This window comes from Acinetobacter sp. R933-2 (assembly GCF_030325485.1).
Taxonomy (GTDB): domain Bacteria; phylum Pseudomonadota; class Gammaproteobacteria; order Pseudomonadales; family Moraxellaceae; genus Acinetobacter; species Acinetobacter sichuanensis.
In genome coordinates this window covers 1-19,934 of the sequence record NZ_JACAIJ010000023.1, presented here as the reverse complement: position 1 = coordinate 19,934, position 19,934 = coordinate 1, and the positions used below count along the sequence as shown (strand labels likewise).

Sequence of the window (19,934 nt, the reverse complement as noted above, 5' to 3'; positions counted from 1 at the left end):
TATCCATCATACTAGTTCCACATTTAACTTGACCAATGCCGCTTGAAGCTGTGTTTCCTCTTGTTGTAAAACACTCAACCTTTGTTCCTTTTGTAGCGGTAGTTGACTGATTTGCTGCTCAATTTCTGTCATTTCTTCAATTCTAATGGCTAATTGTTCGTGAATTACTGTTTCCCAATAAACTTTTATATACCGTTGAATATACTGTTCAATACCTTTAGTTTGATAATTAAATTGTGTTAGCCACTGCCGCAATGCTCGCTCATGATAGCTTTGCAAAATTTTGGCTTGTTGCTGTTCTCGCTCCGCTTGAGCTTGTGCCTGCTGTTCTTTTAGTTCTTGTTCCAGTTGGACAATACGCTGCTCAATTCGTAAAATCTCTTTTTTCTTTTGCTCTAAAGCCAATTCTTCTAATTGCTGTGATGCAATTAAATCCTGTTTGCGAATCAAATCATCATGTAAATGCTGAATATCAACATTAATTTTTTGTGCTTGTGCAGTCACTTGTGCCTGTAGTTCAGGGTCAGGTTTTAAAATAATCTGTGAGGGGTTATTGAGTAAGCTACCTAGCTTTTCAGTCCATGTCGCCACCGAAAGTAAACTTAAAATTTGACCCGCCGTTGATGGCTGCATTCTTTCGGTTGTCTTTTTTGCCATTCTTGCTGTTTTTTGAATCGTATGTACTGTTTTGACTGTTTTCTCACTTAATTTGGCTAACTTTCCAACTTTAGTGACTGCTGCGGCTGGTAAAAAGAATAATGCCCAATCAATCACTTCACCAATCGCCCGACCAGCATCCGAACCTGATGTATCATAAATTCTTTCTTCGATATTCTGGATTGGCTGATTAAGAATATTCTGCCTATGCCGACTTAAATCAGCAATTTGTTCTTCCAGTTGTTTTAACTCTGTATCTGAAAATACTTTATCAGACTGTTCAGACTGCCCTACCTCATCTTTTTTTGCGATAAATTGCTGTTGTAATTGATAAAGTGCGGTAGCCTGTAAAAAATCATGCTCATCTATTTGTGGCAGTTCTGGTAATCTTAAATTTAAATTGTTAATTGTATTTTCAGGTAAATCAATCTGTCCAAAATTTTGCATCGCCTCTTGCACAGCTTGAGTAGTCCCTGCTTGTGTTAAACGCAAAATTTGCGAACCTTGTAAAATAAAAGCGTCCCATTGTTCAGGTGTGACATGCAAAGCGTTTAATTCCGCACATAAATCAGTTTTTTTGCTTTGAAAAATATCAACCATCTGTTTTTGTAAATCATTTTGTTGCTTTTCCTGTTGTTGATACAAATCTTTTTTTATCTCAATGATTTTTTCTTTTTTCTGCAAAAACGACTGATGTAGTGTTTGGCTTTGCTGCTCATCTAATAATTGATTGGCTTGTTGCTGCTCCTGATTATACCCCAAAATATTTTCTAGGCGTGGAAGTAACTCGGCAAATAAACGTTTCACACGAATCGTATGGATTTGTTCTTTTGCTTGAGCGATAAAATCTAAAATCAACTGATGATTTAGTCCATTATAATGACTACAAATGAGTGTAGCGTCGTAACCAGTTGCATTTTTAATCTGTGCCGACCATTTATCCAAATCAGGTTTTTTCTCACCTAAACTGACCGCAGTTTCCACTTCGTCCCAACGATTGACTATCACTAAAACATGCTTACCATATGAGCGAATCAATTTAATCGCATCAATATCCGAAGATGATGCTCCACGAGGGGCAAGTAAGTATAAAATAACATCTGCCTGCTGAATTTGAGCAATAGTATAAGCATGATGCTTTTCCGAGATTGACCCCAAGCCTGGAAGATCAATAATCGTCAAACCTTTTAACCAATCTTGAGGCAAATGTAACATGGCATATTTTGCGTTATCTGGTGCATGGGTTGTCACGTCATAAAATTGCTCACGGTCTAGTTGCACACTACTTTGGTCTGTATTAACCAGTTGTATATCCTGCTGCTCAGCATATTGAATCAATGTTGGTAAAGCAGTAGCTTCTTCCTGTGCAGTAAATAACCACTGCTCCCCTAATAAACCATTCAATAGGCTACTTTTTCCAACCGAAAATGCCCCAACCAATGCCAAAGTTTGCCCTTGGTTATTAAAACTTTGCCAAATATCTTGTACAAGTTCCTGATGTTGTTCAGGAAGTGCATCTATTATCTCTTGAATATGTTTAGATTTTGTCATGATTTTTCTCACAAAGTTTAATAGCTACTTTCTAAAGCATCTTGTGTCATTGCAATTAAAGATTGTGTTTTAGATAATCCTTGTTGTAACTCTATTCTACGAGCATCTATTTTGGCTTGTCCTTGTACAATCAAATCCTGTACCTGCTTACGTTGTGTCAATTTTGCGTTTAATGGTTCTTCCAATTGCTCTTTGACTTGACGTTGCAACAGATTCAACTGTTCATCAAAAACCTGTTGAATATGAGGTTGTACCTGTTCTTGTAACTGACGGATAAATCGAATTAAAACACCTGATGTATTATGTAATAATTGTTGATGTGTATCTTCAATCAATTGCTGACGGCTGGCTTTCATTTTGTCTTCAATACGTTTACGCTGACGCTCAACTTTTACAACTTCTTGTTCATACTTTTGTTGAATACGCTCGGCACTCATACGTTTGCGTCCCTTTTCTTCTTCCTCTTTTTGAACTTTCTCCAAAAATGTTTCTTTATTGGCAATCGCTCGCTGGGCTTCCTTATATTCTGCCTCCCATTTCAAAACATTGCTTTCATCATAGTCAATATAATTTACCTGCTTAGTAAATCCCATCCATCCAAAAATTCCCCAACTTGGTTCAGTACGTGAACGTGTTACCTGTTGGGCTTGTGGTCTCCCCCCCAAACTGGTTCTCGCTCGCTCTGCACGTAACAACGAATTTTTTGCATTTTCCAAAGCCATCGGACTGGCTTGGCTATTGACAATATCTTGCTCAAGATTTTCAATTTCCTGTCTTTTTTGTAAAATTTCTTGCTCAAGTTTTGCTTGCTCTGAGAAGTAACTATTGATTTCACTAAAATCAACATCAAAACTCAAATCTAGGCTTGGTAAACTAAAATTAATACCTGAAATACTTTGCTTTAAATGTGCAGCATGTTCTTCTAATTCTTTTGCATAATCCGCTCTTAAATCTGCTAACTGTGCATCAATATCTTTACTTTGTCGTTGCATCATACTGTTCACCTCTACAACCGCAGTTTCATATTGCTGTTGTAACTGGCTTGGAAGCTGAATGTTGCGATTTCCCTGAACAATCTGACTCTCTACATATCGTACAGTCACCTGACTTTCAATATCTGCCTGTAAATCCTCTAAAGGCGAAATCAATTTCTCTTTTAAATCAGCAATTAAATATGTTGCTACCCGATGATGCTCTGTTCGTGCATTATCATTCGTAATTTTAAGTTCTTGCCGTAAATTTTTGATTTCTAAATCAAGTTTTTCACTTTCTCTCTGTCTTTCAGTAATCGTCTGACTAGATTCTAACTGTTGTAATTCCTCTTGAATAAATTCATTTAATTCAGTCTGAATCGAAACCAAAGTTCGTAAAGGCTTTTTATAAATTTCATCCAATGCCTCACCCGTTGAAAGCATATCACTGATTCTTTTTGATAACGTACTAATATTAGAACGCTCTCTTTTATCCTGTTCCTTTGACAATGCCCATGCTGCACTTACCCCAATAAGATGTTTACTATTGGTCATTACATCCAAATCTTGTTCAGAAACATCAGATAAGTTTTTTCTAAAATTATTTTTTACATGCTGATATTTCTGTGACTCTCGTTCCGCTAAAGACTTTTGTTGGTCAAATGGATCTTGTGGTTCGAGGACACTATCCCACATATTTACAACCGTCAGAAATTTATTAAAATTTTTGCGAATCGTACCCGATAAAAATTGCCATTCTGTTGCATTACCACCTAGTTGCTGTGTACTTTGCACCCAAATTGCAATATGAGCTTCATCAATGGCTCTACGAGTAATCCCTTCATGATATTCAACCACCGATTGCAACCCTGGGGTATCAATCAGTACAAGCCCTTGGTCTAATAATGGATGCGATGTAAAAATTTCAATACGGTCAAGTTGCTGTCTAGCACTTGCGTGAGTTGTATCTAGTTCTGTACTCCATTTTTCTAAAGTGTCTGTATCATTTTCTAACCATTCAATATCCTGTACTTTTCCATCTTGAAAATGAATACGAATAAAGCGTTGCTCTACACCTTCAGGCAATCTCCTCACAAAAGTGTTGATTGCAGTGGTTGCTTCTTGAGCCGAACGCAATAATAAAATATCAAGTAAAGCATTGACTAAAGTCGATTTTCCTCGAGAAAACTCACCTATCACAACTAATTTTACTTCTTCGCCAGACTCTAATGATTTTTTTATATCATCAAATTTTTGCGTAACATGGGTCAGCTCTTGTTGTCCAAATTGCTGAAATAATATTTTTGTTTGTTCTAAATAATTCGTAGTATCTTGAATTTTTTCTTTACGGACTTGCAATCCTTCATTAAGGTAATTCATAATTAAACACACTCCCAAAAATACTTATTTTTTAAATAGCTATATGATACAGATTACTATAATGATAGAAAACATGTAAATTAAGTAACTGATGTTACGCACTTCATGTAAAAAGTCTTATAATTCAAGATATGAATAAAGATTTATTAGACCTCTACACGGATTACCTAATCTGTTCTACAGAGCAAACAACGGCAACACAATTATCACGTATGCTTGATGGTGATGTGAGTCACGATCAAGTGACTCGTTTTTTATCGGGGCAATCTTTTACGAGTAAAGATTTATGGAAATTAGTGAAACCTACATTAAGACAAGTAGAGTCAGACGAAGGTGTTTTAATTTTTTATGACACCATTATTGAAAAACAATGGACTAATGAAAATGAAATCATTTGCTATCATTTTGATCATAGTAAAGGGCGATCAGTTAAAGGGATTAACCTACTGAATTTGATCTATCACCATAATAATATTTCACTGCCATTAAGCTTTCAAATTGTTGAAAAACCAATCAGTTATCTTGATGAAAAAACACAAACATTGAAACGGAAGAGTATCGTAACGAAGAATGAAATATTGCATCAAATGTTTATGCAAATGATCGCCAGTGCAGTCAAGTTTAAGTATGTTTTATTTGATTCATGGTTCAGCTCACAGGAAACATTCGAACTGATTCGCAAGAAAAAGCATCACTTTATTGGTGCATTGAAAAGTAATCGCCTAGTTGCATTAAGTGCGAAAGATAGAAGAGATGGTCATTTCCATAAAGTCAGAGAAATTGCTTTAAAGAATGGTGAATGTGTACGAGGATGGCTAAAACATCTTGATTTCATCAATGCATCTTCAACCTTTTTTATGGTTCGATTCACATTACTTTCAGCAATATGATAATTTGCTGCTAATTCCAGTTGAGTGTTGTAATTGCGTAAGTAATTGAGCGTTAATAACAATTGATCCTCTATATCTAAAGTATGAGGACGACCTGATTTCTTTTTGAGTGATTCTGCTTTTTCTAAAACCTCGACCATTTCAGTAAAAACTTGTCGAGGTACGCCAACCAAGCATTTGAATTTGGAATCTGAAAAACGTTTTAATTTATGATATCTCATAAAATTTATATGGTGGTGGTTTTTACTTTCACAACAGGTCTAATAGTTTTAGACAAAACCTCTTAGTAAAAAAATTATTACTACTCATAACATAACCACCAACAATGTAAAAACAATAACTTAATAAGTTATTATTCCAATTTTTTTAGATTTAGTATTATCAGCTTTTTGAAATACTTCAAAAAGTCATGGATGAACTTTATACAAATATTGGAGATTTTTATGCGCTTGGTTTTAAATACCCTTGCATTTACGGTGATAACTTGTCTGTACAGCAATGCTTATACTGGCACAAACGACCTCTAATTTCCTGTCTACTGAAACATCGCCAGAAATGCTCGATTTTAATACTCCTCTTGGAGGGGGTACGACACGTACTCCAATGGTGCGGTATACAGATAAATTAAATGCTGACACCCAATATTTTATCGCATTAGAGAAAGGGAATGATGAAAACAGATTACCTGCAGCTACAGCAAAATTGAATCATAAATTTGCTGAGGGTGCTGGTTTAGTTACGGCACAAGGACTCTTACAAGAAGTACGAGTACGTGATCTGGATGATGAAACAGAGCTAGGTTGGGGGATTGGCTTATTCTGAATGCCAATTACTCGCATGTTTCAGGGGATAATAAATTTTTATTAGCTACTTCGGATAACAGACGTTATATACAGCGTGGTAATGATATTGAGTTAATTGATTTTGATGCATTTACATTGGCGCAAACTATAAATTTACTCCTCAACTCAGATGTACTTTAGGTTATGGTTCAGTTATCTATGAGGATAACAACGTGAATGGTAATGACCATCTTCAACAAGGCTGGTTAAATGTCATGTATATAAGATAAATTCGTAAGGTATGTTCAGGGGATGCTTACATTGTAGAATGAATTGATACAAGGAAACGTCGTACATATAGTGATGACTTCAAAATGGTATAGATCTGATTCGCTGTTGAAGTATAATTTTCAACCAAACGAAAGTTGGGAACATTATCCATTAGTTAGTAAAATTTATTAAGTAAATTTTTATTTACAAAGAAAATTAAAAAATAAAATGCTTAAGATCAATATTTTATATAAAATAAAAACTATAATTCTTCCAATTTTTTTCACTTTAGTGTTATTACATGGAGTAATATTGTTGGATTACGTTTTGCTATGCTGTGTATGCAGCATTGATCAAAAAGCGAACCGCACCGACTTTATCGGATAAAGTTAAGCCACCAGACCTAACGGATTAATCTTAGCATAATACATCGCTTCATCTTCAAATGGTGAGACATATCCAATTGCACTATGTAGCCGTATTTTATTGAACCAATCTACCCAATTTAATGTCGTAAGTTCAACATCAGTCTATAGACCTGCCCAATCAGATTTCAAATATTCAATCACCTCTGTTTTGTATAAACCATTTACTGTTTCAGCTAAAGCATTATCGTATGAATCACCAGTAGTACCGACAGAGACTTTCATATTGGCCGCTTCTAAACGATTGATGTATCGAATCGACAAATATTGCACACCTCTATCGGAATGATGGATCACATTTTCAGGCATACCTCGATTATGCAATGCCTGTTCTAATGCATTGAGCACCATGTCTGTATTCATCCGCGTCGATACTTTCCAACCGACGATTGCTCGTGAGAACACATCAATAATAAATGCTGTATAAACCCAGCCTGAACGAGTTTGAATGTATGTGAAATCAGCAACCCATAGGTTATTGGGATGTTGCGCAGTAAAATCACGCTGAACTAAATCATCCGCACGTTTTTGATCATCACTATGACGTGTGGTTTGCTTATTCTTACCACGCCATACACCTTGTATATCAAGCTGTTGCATTAATCGAGCAATACGACAGCGTGCAATGGAATAGCCTTCTTTTCTTCAATTGCTCCCAAACTTTACGAACACCATAACGCCCTGAACTATCGCACCATATTCGTTTGATTTCTTTTTGCATAATACTCATCATGCAAAGCTCGCTTAGAACGTTTATCGGGATTTTTTATCAGATCCGAATGACGATAATAAGTTGATGGTGTAATGGGCAATATGGTGCAAATAGCTTCTACACCATATTTGATTTTATGGTTGTGAATAAAATCCACCATTATTTGTGTGGGCGGTCGAGCTCCGCCTGGGCGAAAAAAGCGGCTGCCTTACGAAGTATTTCATTGGCACGTTGCAGTTCTTTATTTTCACGCTCAAGTTTTTTAATGCGTTCTTCTTGAGATATTTGCTGAACTTTTGTGGGATTTTGAGAATCAAGATGCTTTTGATACCACACACGAAGTGTTTCAGGAGTGCAACCAATTTTAGAGGCAATGGCAGTCATTGCAGCCCAATTTGAGGGATAGTCTTTTTCGGACTCTAGAACTAAGCGAACTGCACGTTCTCTAATTTCAGGGGTATATTTTGATTTTTCATCAGAGTAGTTTCTCAGAATATTGAGTCTCCGACAAACCCGGTACGGTTCAAAGATTATCTGCTATACTTACTTCAGATATATCATCAATGGAGTTTAGAAATGCTCAGAACCACTGAACAGAAAAAAAAATATATTCAAGCGACATGTTCTCAAAACTATCAAGCCAGCCTAAAGCTTGAAGGCATTACAACAACAATTCAAAAAATTCAACAGAGTAAAGCTGAAATCTTAAGAAAATATAAGAAGTATTCGCAACCCGAATCTTAGTCAGGTGCATGTATGGATAAATATGGTGAAATGGGTGACAGCCTGTATTGTTACCCTGGCACAAATATTTTAAAAAACAAACTCAATATTCGTGATGAACAGATTTTAGAACAAGCTGAACTAGAACTATCTGGATTAGCGAGTAGCCTAATTGAATATGCTGAACCACCCTATGACTTAAAATACTTAAAATCAATTCATGTACAACTTTTTGGAGACTTATACGACTGGGCAGGAAAGTTAAGACAAGTCGATATCTCTAAAGGTAACACTCGCTTTTGTAATTTTTCCCGTATTGAAATTGAAATCAATAAATTATTTAAATCACTCCAAGAAAAAAAGCACTTTCAAGACTTAACACCACAACAACTAATTCCTCAACTTGCCGACTTATATTGTGAGCTTAATGTCATACACCCATTTCGTGAAGGTAATGGACGTACGCAACGAATCTTCTTTGAACATCTGATTGCTCATTGTGGTTATGGTATTGATTGGTCTCGCATTGACTCTCAACAACAATGGATTAAAGCCAATATTGAAGGTTTTTATGGTAATTTAAATCCATTAATTCAGATTTTTGAACAATGCTTTATCCAAAATATCTAAAAACTTAGAGAGCCGAAGCTCTCAATCCTTAACAGCTCGCCAATTTAACTTCAATCCAGCGATTGATTTCCCAAACAGACCAACAAATATGATTATTTGAAATCTTAATATTGTTCGGAAAATGAGGATCCCAATATTCAGGTTACTTATCTAAGATTGAATTGTTCGTTAATTTGGATAGTTTTTTAAGCAATACAACTTGCCGAATATTAATTAACATATTATAAAAAAGTTTACCTATACATAGGTTTATGGCGTTTAGTAATTAAAGTTCGGATTAATCATCGCCTGATGACTAGAATGGATGTTACAGCTTACATGCAGGTGAACTACCTAATGAAGGAATTCACTTTAGTCCTAAGAATAACAGCATTACGCTGCTCTTATAGCATGTAAACCATTACCGCATCATTTGCATTCAATCTCAATACAGCCTAGCAGCAAAACCGCAACGAATATTTCTTTGCGCATATAAGTAGTGCTTAAATCCATTCGTTTTTCAATACCCCCTGACGTTTAATCATGCTTATAGTCGATTTTTAACCTCGTGAAAATGGACATCGCGATCCCTTCAAACTATCAAATGTCATGTATACATGGCATTTAAAGGAATTATCTAATTAATAGTTTTAGGAAAAATCTATTAAGAAAAAATTATTATTACTCATAACATAACCACCAATAACGTAAAAACAACAACTTAATAAATTATTATTCCAATTTTTTTAGATTTAGTGTTATTGGCTAAATAATGACTTATGAAAGAGACTTATAGAGATCATCCTCATTTTAATATAAAATTATCAAATAATGATAAAGCATCTATTGTGATTATTGAGAAATAGTTGATATGAATATAAGTGAATTAGTTAATTATATTGAAGTAGGTATGACAAAACCTGTTGTAGTTGAGAGAAGGTTGTTAGAGGGATTTGGTAATTATATGAGAATTATTGGATTTTTAACAAAAGATAAAGTAGTTATATCTTATTACTATTATGATGGTAGTGATGAAGATACTGGAATTGATATTGTGCTTAAATTTGAATCATTAGATAAAGCAATTGAGTCAATCGAGCAGTTTTTAGGATACCCTATAGGTGACTGGGAAAACTTCAATCGTACAGGATACTATCCTGAACCATTGAAAGATAATAATGTTGAAGATAAGTGGGTAGAATTAGTTAGTGATATTAAGCAAGGTACTATGATTCCAAAAGGTTATAGTGAAATTCGTATAAATATGAATATATAACGTAAGTATCCACTGAACCCCACTTGAACTCAAGCAGGGTTCCATTTATGAGGCAACAAGTCTTCGATATCTTTCATTTTATGTGTTGGCAATCTTTTCAACACATCACTGAGATAAGCATACGGATCAAGACCATTGAGTTTCGCTGATTGGATTAAAGTCATGTATACATGATATTTAAAGGAATTATCCAATCAATAGTTTTATATAAAACCTCTTAAGAAAAAAATTATTACTACTTATAACATCATCAACAACAACGTAAAAACAATAACTTAATAAGTTATTATTCCAATTTTTTTAGATTTAGTGTTATTACATCTATTTATAGGAGAATACTTTTTCATGAGTCTTTAATCATTTTAAAAAAGCTTAGGCTATTTAGTCCAGAGTTCATCTGCTTGCATAATTTTCAACATTAAATTAAATATGACCAGAATTGTCATATTTTTATGAGAACTTATTTTCTGAAAACTAAATTGAACGGTACGATCTGGTGCATTCATATTAACTGGATAATTTTGCTCATCTAAATAGAAGTCTTTTCCTAATAGTGGCTTCACTCCAACAATGAAACTTTTCATTCGTTGCTCATCGTCTTTATCTCGACATACAAAATGCAAAAAATTCTTACGTAACTTACCAAAGCGTAATAATATTTTTAGAACATTAACTATGTTCTTTTTTTGATGTGTTTCAGGCTTCTTATCTTTCTCATCATGTAAATCAAGAAGGATCTTTTGTTCATTTGCATGAGATAGTTTCATTGCCTTCTTATGAAGTTCTTCAAACCAATTCTCATCTAAAATTTCAGTCTTAAAATTTTCAATCTTTAGTTTATATTTTTTTGGGTTTATCCATTTATGACTCATAAATAGACAGCGCTGCATCCATTCTTGAGCTTCAGCATCATGGCTTAAACGACCATCTCTAAAACTTATTAAACGTTGATACGGTGTCAGTACACTCTTTTCGATACTAAATTTCTTTTCTTGCCGGTGAACCTGCGCAACAGGTTTTATTTGCTGATAAGAATTAAACCATTGCTGTTGCTGAGTATAACGATTTAAATTTATGTCATCTGTACTTGATTTGATTGAACCAAAACACTGTTCTAAAACTTTTTTTGAAACGATAAAGGGTGAATTATAAATTCGATCGACTACAAATAAATCCAAAACATGAAGGTAATTTGAAGCGGTCTGTTCGATACTACTATGCCCCATCCATGCCGCAAGCACTTGCCATTTATGTTGAATGATCTCTTCATGAGCATGTGCTTGACGACCAAATAATAAAGCCCTCATCTGTTTTGCTTTTACCCAAGAACAATCTGTATATGTTTTAATCATTTCTTTTGAGCCAAGCAAAGTGATCGCTAGATAGTTAGCTGCACTATGGCGCAACGTATGAAAACTAAAGCCATGATGCATACCCAGTATCTGGTTAAACAAATCTACTGTAACCTTACTGATACATTGATCAGTTAACACATGATAATTTACGCTAAAAAGTAGGTCATCTTGCTGATCAACCGAATATTGCTTATAACGATGCTGTATATACTGTTGAACTTGTAAAAACTCATGGTCTGACAATGCAATTTTCAATGGTATTTGCCGATTTGCACTTTGGGTTTTCAAACGGCGATATAAATTGTCTTGGATATGAAGCGTAATATTATTAAAAGCTGTATTTTTTTCGTCTTGATAAAGCAACTCTGGACAAACAATATCTTGTATTTTAAGACAACGAACTTCATTTAATCGAAGTCCAGTTCTATAGCTCAGTAAATACATCAGTTTTAAACAACTCACATGATCGACCCATTTTTCTGCCACTGGTTCTTGACTTAAACTTTCTAATTTTTCCAACAACTTACCAAATAACCAAGGACTTACTAGGCGTGCATTACAAATTTGCAAATGCTTAAAATTTGAATTCTGTAACACCAAAACCTCTGGTGCATCATAGTGCTCTATACAAAATTGATGAAAATCTTTGAGGCGACCAAAACGGTATTCTGCAGTTTGGTGCATCTTATGAGAGGTTTTCCCCTTTATCGAGTCTCGTTGAGCTGCTTTTTCATCACGCTCACTGCTGTATTTCAATAACTGCCGATATAAATCTTCGTAGTCCTCTATAGATTGTTGATTTAAATCCAATTTATTGAGCCAAATCTCAAATATAAATTCCTTGCCAAATGATCCTAAGTAACTTTCAATGGTTGATAAGCGAAGTCCTCTATTTTTTAAATGCAACAACCAATGAATTAAGCGTAGCTGAGCATCGATTAAAAGCCTTTCGTCGCTATTAGCATCATGTATTTTCTCCTCTAAAATACTTTTAGTTTCTTGCCAAGAATGTAGCGTTTGCTCTTCTTTATGCTTTTTTTTATCTAGCTGCTCAACTTGTTTACTTTTACTCTTCTTTTGATCAAACAACATTAATTCATACGGAATCGTTTGTAATTTGCGATGAACTGTCGGCACTTCTTGATGTAACAGCTCTTGTTCAAAATGAATGTTTTGACTTACTGGTTCAATGATTTGAGCACATTCATTACTCCATAATAATTTTAATTCAGATGGTCTTAAAGCGACTGTATTGATCTCTTGCTGTAGTACATTACTCAAAAATATATCAAGACTGAGGTTTGGATGAAACTCAAGGACCATTTGAACATCATTAAATGCACGAAATCCACGGCGTTTAATTTGATATTGCAAATCGCCTAGACTTTTTTTCCGACCTACCTTAGTCAAGCTTTCCAAAATACAATCTTTAACAGATAGTTGCAGACGGTATTCTTTCTGAGCATTTTTCATTTTTTTCAAATATTGAAATATTAATTGAGCATATGGATTAAAAAAAACATGTTTCCATTGATACAATTTTCTCTCTTCTACATCATTACCATATTGAGAATTTTCTACACGGTAGTGTAGTAATACTGGATTCGTAATCTTCTTGTAGTCAGAACGATATAATTGAAAACAATTCAAATCTGTGTCTAACTCAATCGCATCTTGTAATTGCTTTTGAATAACAGTCAAATGTTGTTCATCTGCACAACCTGAAATATAAATCAAACTTAAACATAAATTCCCCCATAATTGTTTAGGTTCATCCCAATATTCAAGTGAATTTTTCCAATAGTGTTTTAAATCATCTAGTACCTGAGCATGTAACTGTCCCTGTTTAAGACGTGACTCCGTACTTTCAATTTTTCGAGGAAGTACAATCCGTTTTGTATGAGGAGTGAGCTTTATTTTGTACAATTTCCCTTCTAAATCTTGGTTATATTGCTTCCTTCTTTTATTAAATTCATCCTCAGTAAATTGCATCAGTTTAGATTGTTCGGCTCGGCTCAACTTTTGACTCAAATAATCAACACTATCTTTAAGCTCATGCCATTTTTCTTTAATCTGCTGATCAAGTTTTTGCTGTATGTCTTTCGGCAAGACTTCCGATGAAGAAGGCTGTGTATCTAATGATGTCTTGACTAACTTCTGAATATCAACAAATAGATCATCTAGTTGCGGTTTTATAAGTTCTTTAATTTGTTGCATACAACTATTTTCGCTCTAAGTGTTGGATCGATAAAGATTTGACATTATCTTGCAGATGCTGACGGATTTGCTGTACATAAACATTAGGAATAAGAGAAGAATGAGGATGAAAAGCTTCCCTATCTCGTTGATCATGACCATAAAGTGCCTGAATTAAATGGTATGCCAAAGCTGTTTTTCCTTCTTGCTCATACATCAAAACGTTCATATCAAAATGACGCAGCCAGTTCGAATACATATTTTTTGGAAAGATTCCTTCAATATATGTATTCACCCAATTTCTCGATAAAGGAATTAACTTAATTTTCTTGCTCTGCCACGCTTTGACTGTGATCGGTAAAAGATCTTTACTATCAATAACCTTTCCAAAAAGGTCATTTAGTTCAATTTTTTTCTTTGCAAATACGTGTTTTAAAAGTGGACTATACTCTTCGATTATCTGCTCTAAAAATGCAGTATAATTTTGCAGTGCTTTTAAGAAAAAATCAGATAAGGGAATAAAGCGACCATCCTTTCTTGCCTGACTATTTTTTTTATCATTGACGTATAAAATTTTAAGTTCAACGCAATATTCATCCAAATTACCTAGCAAATTTAGTTTGGGTCGACTTGCCAAGTTCAGTAGGCTGACATGCCACATCCAGCAAGCGTATGCATTCATTTGATTAATGATATGTTGATCTTTTTGAATACTTTTTTGGCAATGCTGACGTAAAAAATCAAATTGCTCTTTCACAAAACTTGGCTCAAGTGCCAATTGGCTCCCAATCCTCCCGATCGATAATTCAGAGCTCGCTATAAATTGTTGTTGTAATATTTTTAGTTCAGCTGTGTCTTCTGTAAATTGAACTGAATGAGGTGTAAGAACTTCTTCTAAATAAGATAAATACGTTGTATCCAGTTGAGCTTTAGAAACGCCCCCGTAGTAAATACCTGGCATGTGATGCTGACTATCCCGCCCTGCAATCACATGAGCAAGATATTCATTATATGTTTCAAAATATACGTGAAAATATAATTGTGCTTGAAGCTTTTCGACAGTGATCGAGCCTACAAACTGATGATCAAGCCACTTTTTCAGCTGGGTATTTATATATGCTGAAGTGATCTGTTGATTTGATCCTTGTTGTTCTATGTAGTCAAACCATACTGCAGGTAAATGTAGTTGATGCGACATTTCTTCATTCCAGCGCACATGCTTTAAACTCTGTATTTTCTGCTCTGAAATTTTTAAATCTAAGTTAAGTAAATATTCCCGTCGTTTACTCGATCCACTTTGAGTCAATATGCCATTTTGAATAAGTTCATAAAAATTCATCAACGCCACTGGTGACAATCCTGTCAACAAAGACAATAAACATGCGGCAGCAATTGCGGCATGATTACTGTGCCCCGATAATTCAGTTTTTAGCACATAAACAATTTGCTTCAATACATCTGGTGCTAAATAATGTGGATTTGTAATAAATGGTGTATGACGACGTTGGCGATGTCGAGTGTAGTGTGCAGCATAATCACTGATTATATGATAAAAATTTCTAGTATTTTCATCTTCTGAGTATAAGTCCAGTTCACTCTCTTCAAGCTCAATTTCACCCTCTTCATCTTTGACTAGAGAGTTATCATAAAAACTGATTTTTGCGTTATATCCTATATCTTCGTGTTTTCCCGATCTTATTTCACGAAATCTTTTGACTTCTTTTTTCGTTGGCCATTGCAAAGTTTTGCTCTTTTTTGACTTCCGCTGACGGTGAACAACACGACCATCATCTAGCCTTTTAAAAATTATTAATAATGCCGATACATATTCTATAACTGGTATTTGTTTGAAATCTGCAACATTAAAAAGTTGATGACGATCCTTCTTCTCTAAACGACGTTCGTATATAACATAACGATTTAACAGCTCACTGCATTCTTGAAATAATTCAGTATGATTAGAAGTTAATACATATCGTGATATATAACGTAAGAGATCACAAACTTGTTTTTTCTTATTCTCAGCCTTTTTTATTTTTGCAAATTCTTGATACTGTCGATAAGTTAAAAAGCTCGCTTGCAAAATAAGATAACGTTGATACGTTAAATTTTGCATATTATTCGTATCAGGACATGCAAAATAGCTTAAAGCAGCTAGAAAAAAATACTCACCAATTTGTCTAGAACTAGAGATGTAACCATATATCTGTTGTGCCTTGGCATATAGCGCATAGACTTTTTCACGAAAATCACCTGATAAATCAGCAAATGGTGTAGTTACAATATCTTCACGTAACAGACAATAATTTTTTTGGAATTTTTCTGCTAAATCTAAGAATTGTTCTTTTGTCTCAAGGTTTGGCATATTCATTTTCGCTTGATATTTTTATCACATTGCGTTGATTAAATTCATTGTGATCTGCACAATTTGGTACAAGTTGATCCTGTATTGCATTTTTTGTCAGCTTAAAAAAGTGAGCAAAAAATTTAGCATCCAGTGCTTTCTGAGCTTGCCTATCAAAACACAAATGTTGTTGTGATTTTTCGATAAAATCATCAAGATGATGTATCAGCTGTAAGATTGCAACATAGTTTGAATGCACACGTAAACTGGGCTCAGTTCTCATTAGTAATAAAATTTTCTGCCAAATGCTGACATAAATTATTTTAAACTTGTCCTGCATTACAACTTTCTGACTCTGCTTAATCTTTTTAATTTTAAATAATTCTGAATCAATTTTAACAATCTCAAGTTGAACATTTTGATAATCAAAGCAGAAAGGCAAGATGAATTGTCTCATAAAAACTTCTATGTTTTTTATCAAATAGTCAAATTTCAACATTTTTATTGATCTAAAAAATAAGTATAACTTTATATATAAAATTTCATTTAACTTATCAATCAAATTTCATCAAAATTACAATTCTCAACAAAAACATAGATCTTTGTTATTAATAGCAATCTCAGTTTTAAAAATTTTTCCAATTTTTTTTGATTTTGTGTTATTTTGGCTCAGCATATTTTTTAGAACACCACCTTTTATTGATCTAAAAAATAAGGATAACTTCATATATGAAATTTTATTTATAAATTAAATTTCTTCAAAACTACAGTTTTCAACAAAAAAAATAGAGTTTTCTTATTAAACGTAATCTAAATTTTCAAAATTTTTCTACTTTTTTGTTTTCTGTTATTTCGAATAATTAGTAGTGTCTACCTATCACCAAGAATATATAAACTTCTTGCTATAGAACATTCTAACTCTTTAAGTTCTTACCATTTCACGATTCTTCTCCAAAAAAATGTGAATATAGGCATTAAATTGTCATTTAAGGACAAACTAGCTTTAATTTTCTAATATTCGATTGACAACTTTGCTGTTCTTTGGACATTATAAATAGGTAAGTTCTAAAAAGGAACTTATTATTTGTAAAGGAAATGAAAAATTAATTCATCGAGATTACGAAGTAATAGTAAATACACTCTTTTGTTCAGAGTATTGATTAGATGTTTTCAAATAAGTCTCGGGGCTAGACTGGTATAACCCAATTACAGATTTCTTGATACAAAAAATGAGATGTAGTTGAATAAAAAAACTCAACTATAAGTTACTTATATATAAGGAAAAAATATGAATTTTAATAATATGACTGGGTTGGAGATCATGCAAGCAGTCAAAACTGGACTTCTTCCACCTCCTAGTATTGCTCGGACTATTCCAATGGAATTCGTAGAAATTGAGCATGGCAGAATTGTTTTTAGTGCAATAGCTGACGAACGCCATACCAATCCAATGGGAGGTGTACATGGAGGATTTGCTGCAACAGTGCTTGATTCTGTTACAGGCTGTGCAACACATACGCTCTTAAAGCCTGGAGAAGGATATGGAACAACTGATTTGACTATAAAAATGTGTCGACCTATGCCTTTTAATAAAAAACTAATTGCAGAAGCGAAAGTTATTAATGCTGGAAAAAATCTTGTTATTTCAGAAGGTTATTTACGGGATGAAAATGGAAGACTTTATGCTTATGCAACTTCAACAAATATGATCATTCGTAGATAGATTTTTTCTTATCTCAAATTTTTTATAAAAATTCATGATAAGGAATAAAGCGAATCAATCAAACTCCACAACCAGCGGCTAAAAACTCTTTATAAAAATTTGATTTTTTAGCCTTTATTAAGATAAATGCTATTTTTATTGGAGTATCAAAATGAGTTCTCATTATGTGAAGAGTGATATTGAAGCTAGAAAAATTAGTTTTGATTTTTCTAAAACTTCTATTTATTGGGCTGGAAGTCCTTTTATTACGCATGCGACTAATCCGCTTCATATGCTTTTGCCACCAGGTGAATTATGGTTTTGCCGTGTTTTTAATAATGCATTATCTGAAATTACGGATCCCCAACTTTATCAAGATGTTAAAGGTTTTATTGGTCAAGAGGCTACTCATGCTAAATCTCATAATGGATTGTTAGAGTTTTATAAAGAAAATAATATTGACCTTTCTGAATATGTTAAATCGATTGATTTGCTATTTAAAAATTGGTTTGAAAAAAAGCCATTTAACAAACAATGGCTTAATCCAATTTTAGGTAAAAAATGGCTATTATTTCAAGTTGGTATGATTGCAGCTATTGAACATTTCACAGCAGTTCTAGGAATGTGGGTACTTGAAGAAGATCGACTTAATGATATTGATCAAGAAGTATTACGCCTAATTCGTTGGCATGGTGCTGAAGAAGTTGAGCACAGAGAAATTGCTTTCAAGTTATTTAAACACCTTTGTGAAACAAAAACAGGTTTCTATTTTGGTCGACAGCTCACCATGGCTATAGTTTTACCAATATTTATAATCGTATGGGGGCGAGCAATAAAATATAGTATCAATCAGGATCAAATTTTAGATAAAAATACAATCCCTACAACCTATTATAAGATTTTAAAAGCAATTGAACAAGAATCTAAAATAACTGGAAAAGCACCATCTTTGAAATATTTGCTAGCTTCTGTGATTAGATGGGGTAGCCCTTTTTATAACCCTAAAAATGAAGGAAATGATCAAATAGCCAAGTATTATTTTCAAGCCAATAGTTTTTAAATGGAGGAGTCATAGCATGGATTTAACTCAGCAGAGACTAAGCTTTTATCAAAGAGATAATTTAACTTTTGATGTTATTGATTCTGGTCCTTTAGATGGTAAACCTTTTGTAATGTTACATGGTTTTCCTGAAACCAATGAAATTTGGAGGGAAACAAGTGAAATTTTAAACTCCCATGGGTATAGAACTTATGCAGTGAATCAGCGTGGCTATAGCCTAACAGCACAACCGAAGAAAACGTCAGATTATAAGAGTTCTTTACTGGTTGAAGATATTAATACCTTGTTAGATATTATAGGTCAATCAGTCTATTTAGTTGGACATGATTGGGGAACGATTATTGCATGGGATATTGCTCGGAAATATCCACAAAAAATTAAGCATTTGATCGCAATTTCTGTCCCACATAGAGCAGCTGTATTACGCTCTATGTTAACCAGTAAGCAAATTATAAAATCTTATTATATATGGTTATTTCAATTACCCTTAATTTCTGAATTATTATTTGAGGAATTTCCAAAATTAAGTGAATCTTTATTAAGAAATACTGGTATGAATGCACAACAAATATTAGATTTTCGCCAAAGGATGATTAAAGAAAAGCGTATTCATTATGCAATTAAGTGGTATAAGGCACTTCCTTATGAATTGAATTTAAAGTTAATGGGAAATATTAAAATCCCTGCTTTATTTATATGGGGTAAATATGATGCTGCTGTGAGTAAACGTAGTGTTGAATTAAATCATAGATATATGAATTCTCAGTATAAAGAAGTTATTTTAGATGAAAATCACTGGATACCTGTGCAAAGTTATGTGTTATTAACAAAACATATTCTGGATACTATTTAAATATAGATTTTGATTTTATGATCACTTTTTATGAATTATTGAGCAGTTAGATGAGTGATGTGTGCTGAAATACTAGGACACTTCCACTTGGGAGATTCTAAGCAGCTAACTTGTAAAGGTGCTCTGCCATTTGATTTGGTGTCTTAAAATCTAGTCCTTTCTGAATTCTTCGCTGATT

At 33.7% G+C, this 19,934-nt stretch carries 12 protein-coding genes, 5 pseudogenes and 1 other annotated feature; of the genes and pseudogenes, 8 read left to right on the top strand and 9 right to left on the bottom strand.

What is annotated here, in order from left to right; genetic code table 11:
• Positions 1–6: 6 nt before the first annotated feature.
• On the bottom strand, positions 7–2,208 hold the full coding sequence (locus HX005_RS18150) for a dynamin family protein (protein ID WP_286378425.1): 2,202 nt from the start codon (positions 2,206–2,208) through the stop codon (positions 7–9).
• 17 nt (positions 2,209–2,225) lie between these two features.
• Positions 2,226–4,559 carry a dynamin family protein gene (locus tag HX005_RS18145; RefSeq protein WP_286378424.1) on the bottom strand — a complete coding sequence of 778 codons (2,334 nt, stop codon included), beginning with the start codon at positions 4,557–4,559 and terminating at the stop codon, positions 2,226–2,228.
• A 131-nt stretch (positions 4,560–4,690) separates the two neighbouring features.
• On the opposite strand from HX005_RS18145, the gene HX005_RS18140 reads away from it, so the two are divergent.
• On the top strand, positions 4,691–5,449 hold the full coding sequence (locus tag HX005_RS18140; protein WP_286378423.1) for a transposase: 759 nt from the start codon (positions 4,691–4,693) through the stop codon (positions 5,447–5,449).
• On the opposite strand, the pseudogene HX005_RS18135 reads toward HX005_RS18140, so the two are convergent.
• A pseudogene (locus HX005_RS18135) lies at positions 5,365–5,670 on the bottom strand (transposase family protein); the annotation flags it as partial. The gene HX005_RS18140 and the pseudogene HX005_RS18135 overlap by 85 nt on opposite strands.
• 283 nt (positions 5,671–5,953) lie before the next feature.
• On the opposite strand from HX005_RS18135, the pseudogene HX005_RS18130 reads away from it, so the two are divergent.
• Positions 5,954–6,512 (top strand): annotated as a pseudogene (locus tag HX005_RS18130) (DcaP family trimeric outer membrane transporter); the annotation flags it as partial.
• A gap of 378 nt (positions 6,513–6,890) precedes the next feature.
• Here HX005_RS18130 and HX005_RS18125 read toward each other — a convergent pair.
• Positions 6,891–8,130: pseudogene (locus tag HX005_RS18125) on the bottom strand (IS3 family transposase).
• Positions 7,724–7,840: a sequence feature (AL1L pseudoknot), on the bottom strand. (Overlaps the previous pseudogene by 117 nt.)
• Positions 8,131–8,214: 84 nt before the next feature.
• Between HX005_RS18125 and HX005_RS18120 the strand changes: the two are divergent.
• Positions 8,215–8,382, top strand: coding sequence for a YhfG family protein (locus tag HX005_RS18120; protein ID WP_286378422.1), 168 nt, complete (start codon positions 8,215–8,217; stop codon positions 8,380–8,382).
• A 12-nt stretch (positions 8,383–8,394) separates the two neighbouring features.
• Positions 8,395–8,991, top strand: a complete 597-nt coding sequence (locus HX005_RS18115) for a putative adenosine monophosphate-protein transferase Fic (protein ID WP_286378421.1) — start codon at positions 8,395–8,397, stop codon at positions 8,989–8,991.
• Between the two features lie 28 nt (positions 8,992–9,019).
• Here the strand turns inward: HX005_RS18115 and HX005_RS19705 are convergent.
• Positions 9,020–9,109, bottom strand: a pseudogene (locus tag HX005_RS19705) (hypothetical protein); the annotation flags it as partial.
• Positions 9,110–9,841: 732 nt separating this feature from the next.
• Between HX005_RS19705 and HX005_RS18110 the strand changes: the two are divergent.
• On the top strand, positions 9,842–10,246 hold the full coding sequence (locus HX005_RS18110) for a hypothetical protein (RefSeq protein ID WP_286378420.1): 405 nt from the start codon (positions 9,842–9,844) through the stop codon (positions 10,244–10,246).
• 29 nt (positions 10,247–10,275) lie between these two features.
• Here HX005_RS18110 and HX005_RS18105 read toward each other — a convergent pair.
• The 4 genes and pseudogenes from HX005_RS18105 to HX005_RS18090 form a co-directional block, all read right to left on the bottom strand.
• Positions 10,276–10,410 (bottom strand): annotated as a pseudogene (locus HX005_RS18105) (transposase domain-containing protein); the annotation flags it as partial.
• 213 nt (positions 10,411–10,623) lie between these two features.
• Complete coding sequence (locus HX005_RS18100; protein WP_286378419.1) at positions 10,624–13,818, bottom strand: site-specific integrase; 3,195 nt, start codon at positions 13,816–13,818, stop codon at positions 10,624–10,626.
• A gap of 4 nt (positions 13,819–13,822) precedes the next feature.
• Positions 13,823–16,162 carry a hypothetical protein gene (locus HX005_RS18095; protein ID WP_286378442.1) on the bottom strand — a complete coding sequence of 780 codons (2,340 nt, stop codon included), beginning with the start codon at positions 16,160–16,162 and terminating at the stop codon, positions 13,823–13,825.
• Positions 16,149–16,598, bottom strand: a complete 450-nt coding sequence (locus tag HX005_RS18090) for a hypothetical protein (protein WP_286378418.1) — start codon at positions 16,596–16,598, stop codon at positions 16,149–16,151. The genes HX005_RS18095 and HX005_RS18090 overlap by 14 nt, the downstream gene beginning before the upstream one ends.
• Before the next feature lie 831 nt (positions 16,599–17,429).
• Between HX005_RS18090 and HX005_RS18085 the strand changes: the two genes are divergently transcribed.
• The 3 genes from HX005_RS18085 to HX005_RS18075 all read left to right on the top strand — a co-directional run bounded on the left by HX005_RS18085 (position 17,430) and on the right by HX005_RS18075 (position 19,756).
• On the top strand, positions 17,430–17,864 hold the full coding sequence (locus tag HX005_RS18085; protein ID WP_286378417.1) for a PaaI family thioesterase: 435 nt from the start codon (positions 17,430–17,432) through the stop codon (positions 17,862–17,864).
• 151 nt (positions 17,865–18,015) lie between these two features.
• Positions 18,016–18,903 (top strand): metal-dependent hydrolase, encoded by an 888-nt coding sequence (locus HX005_RS18080; protein WP_286378416.1) that lies wholly within the window; start codon positions 18,016–18,018, stop codon positions 18,901–18,903.
• Positions 18,904–18,919: 16 nt separating this feature from the next.
• Positions 18,920–19,756 carry an alpha/beta hydrolase gene (locus HX005_RS18075; RefSeq protein ID WP_286378415.1) on the top strand — a complete coding sequence of 279 codons (837 nt, stop codon included), beginning with the start codon at positions 18,920–18,922 and terminating at the stop codon, positions 19,754–19,756.
• Positions 19,757–19,934: the final 178 nt, after the last annotated feature.

Coding starts and splice junctions, on each gene's coding strand:
- HX005_RS18075 (WP_286378415.1), top strand. CDS start 18,920: ATGGATTTAACTCAGCAGAGACTAAGCTTTTATCAAAGAGATAATTTA.
- HX005_RS18095 (WP_286378442.1), bottom strand. CDS start 16,162: ATGCCAAACCTTGAGACAAAAGAACAATTCTTAGATTTAGCAGAAAAA.
- HX005_RS18080 (WP_286378416.1), top strand. CDS start 18,016: ATGAGTTCTCATTATGTGAAGAGTGATATTGAAGCTAGAAAAATTAGT.
- HX005_RS18110 (WP_286378420.1), top strand. CDS start 9,842: ATGAATATAAGTGAATTAGTTAATTATATTGAAGTAGGTATGACAAAA.
- HX005_RS18085 (WP_286378417.1), top strand. CDS start 17,430: ATGAATTTTAATAATATGACTGGGTTGGAGATCATGCAAGCAGTCAAA.
- HX005_RS18120 (WP_286378422.1), top strand. CDS start 8,215: ATGCTCAGAACCACTGAACAGAAAAAAAAATATATTCAAGCGACATGT.
- HX005_RS18145 (WP_286378424.1), bottom strand. CDS start 4,559: ATGAATTACCTTAATGAAGGATTGCAAGTCCGTAAAGAAAAAATTCAA.
- HX005_RS18100 (WP_286378419.1), bottom strand. CDS start 13,818: ATGCAACAAATTAAAGAACTTATAAAACCGCAACTAGATGATCTATTT.
- HX005_RS18090 (WP_286378418.1), bottom strand. CDS start 16,598: ATGAGACAATTCATCTTGCCTTTCTGCTTTGATTATCAAAATGTTCAA.
- HX005_RS18140 (WP_286378423.1), top strand. CDS start 4,691: ATGAATAAAGATTTATTAGACCTCTACACGGATTACCTAATCTGTTCT.
- HX005_RS18150 (WP_286378425.1), bottom strand. CDS start 2,208: ATGACAAAATCTAAACATATTCAAGAGATAATAGATGCACTTCCTGAA.
- HX005_RS18115 (WP_286378421.1), top strand. CDS start 8,395: ATGGATAAATATGGTGAAATGGGTGACAGCCTGTATTGTTACCCTGGC.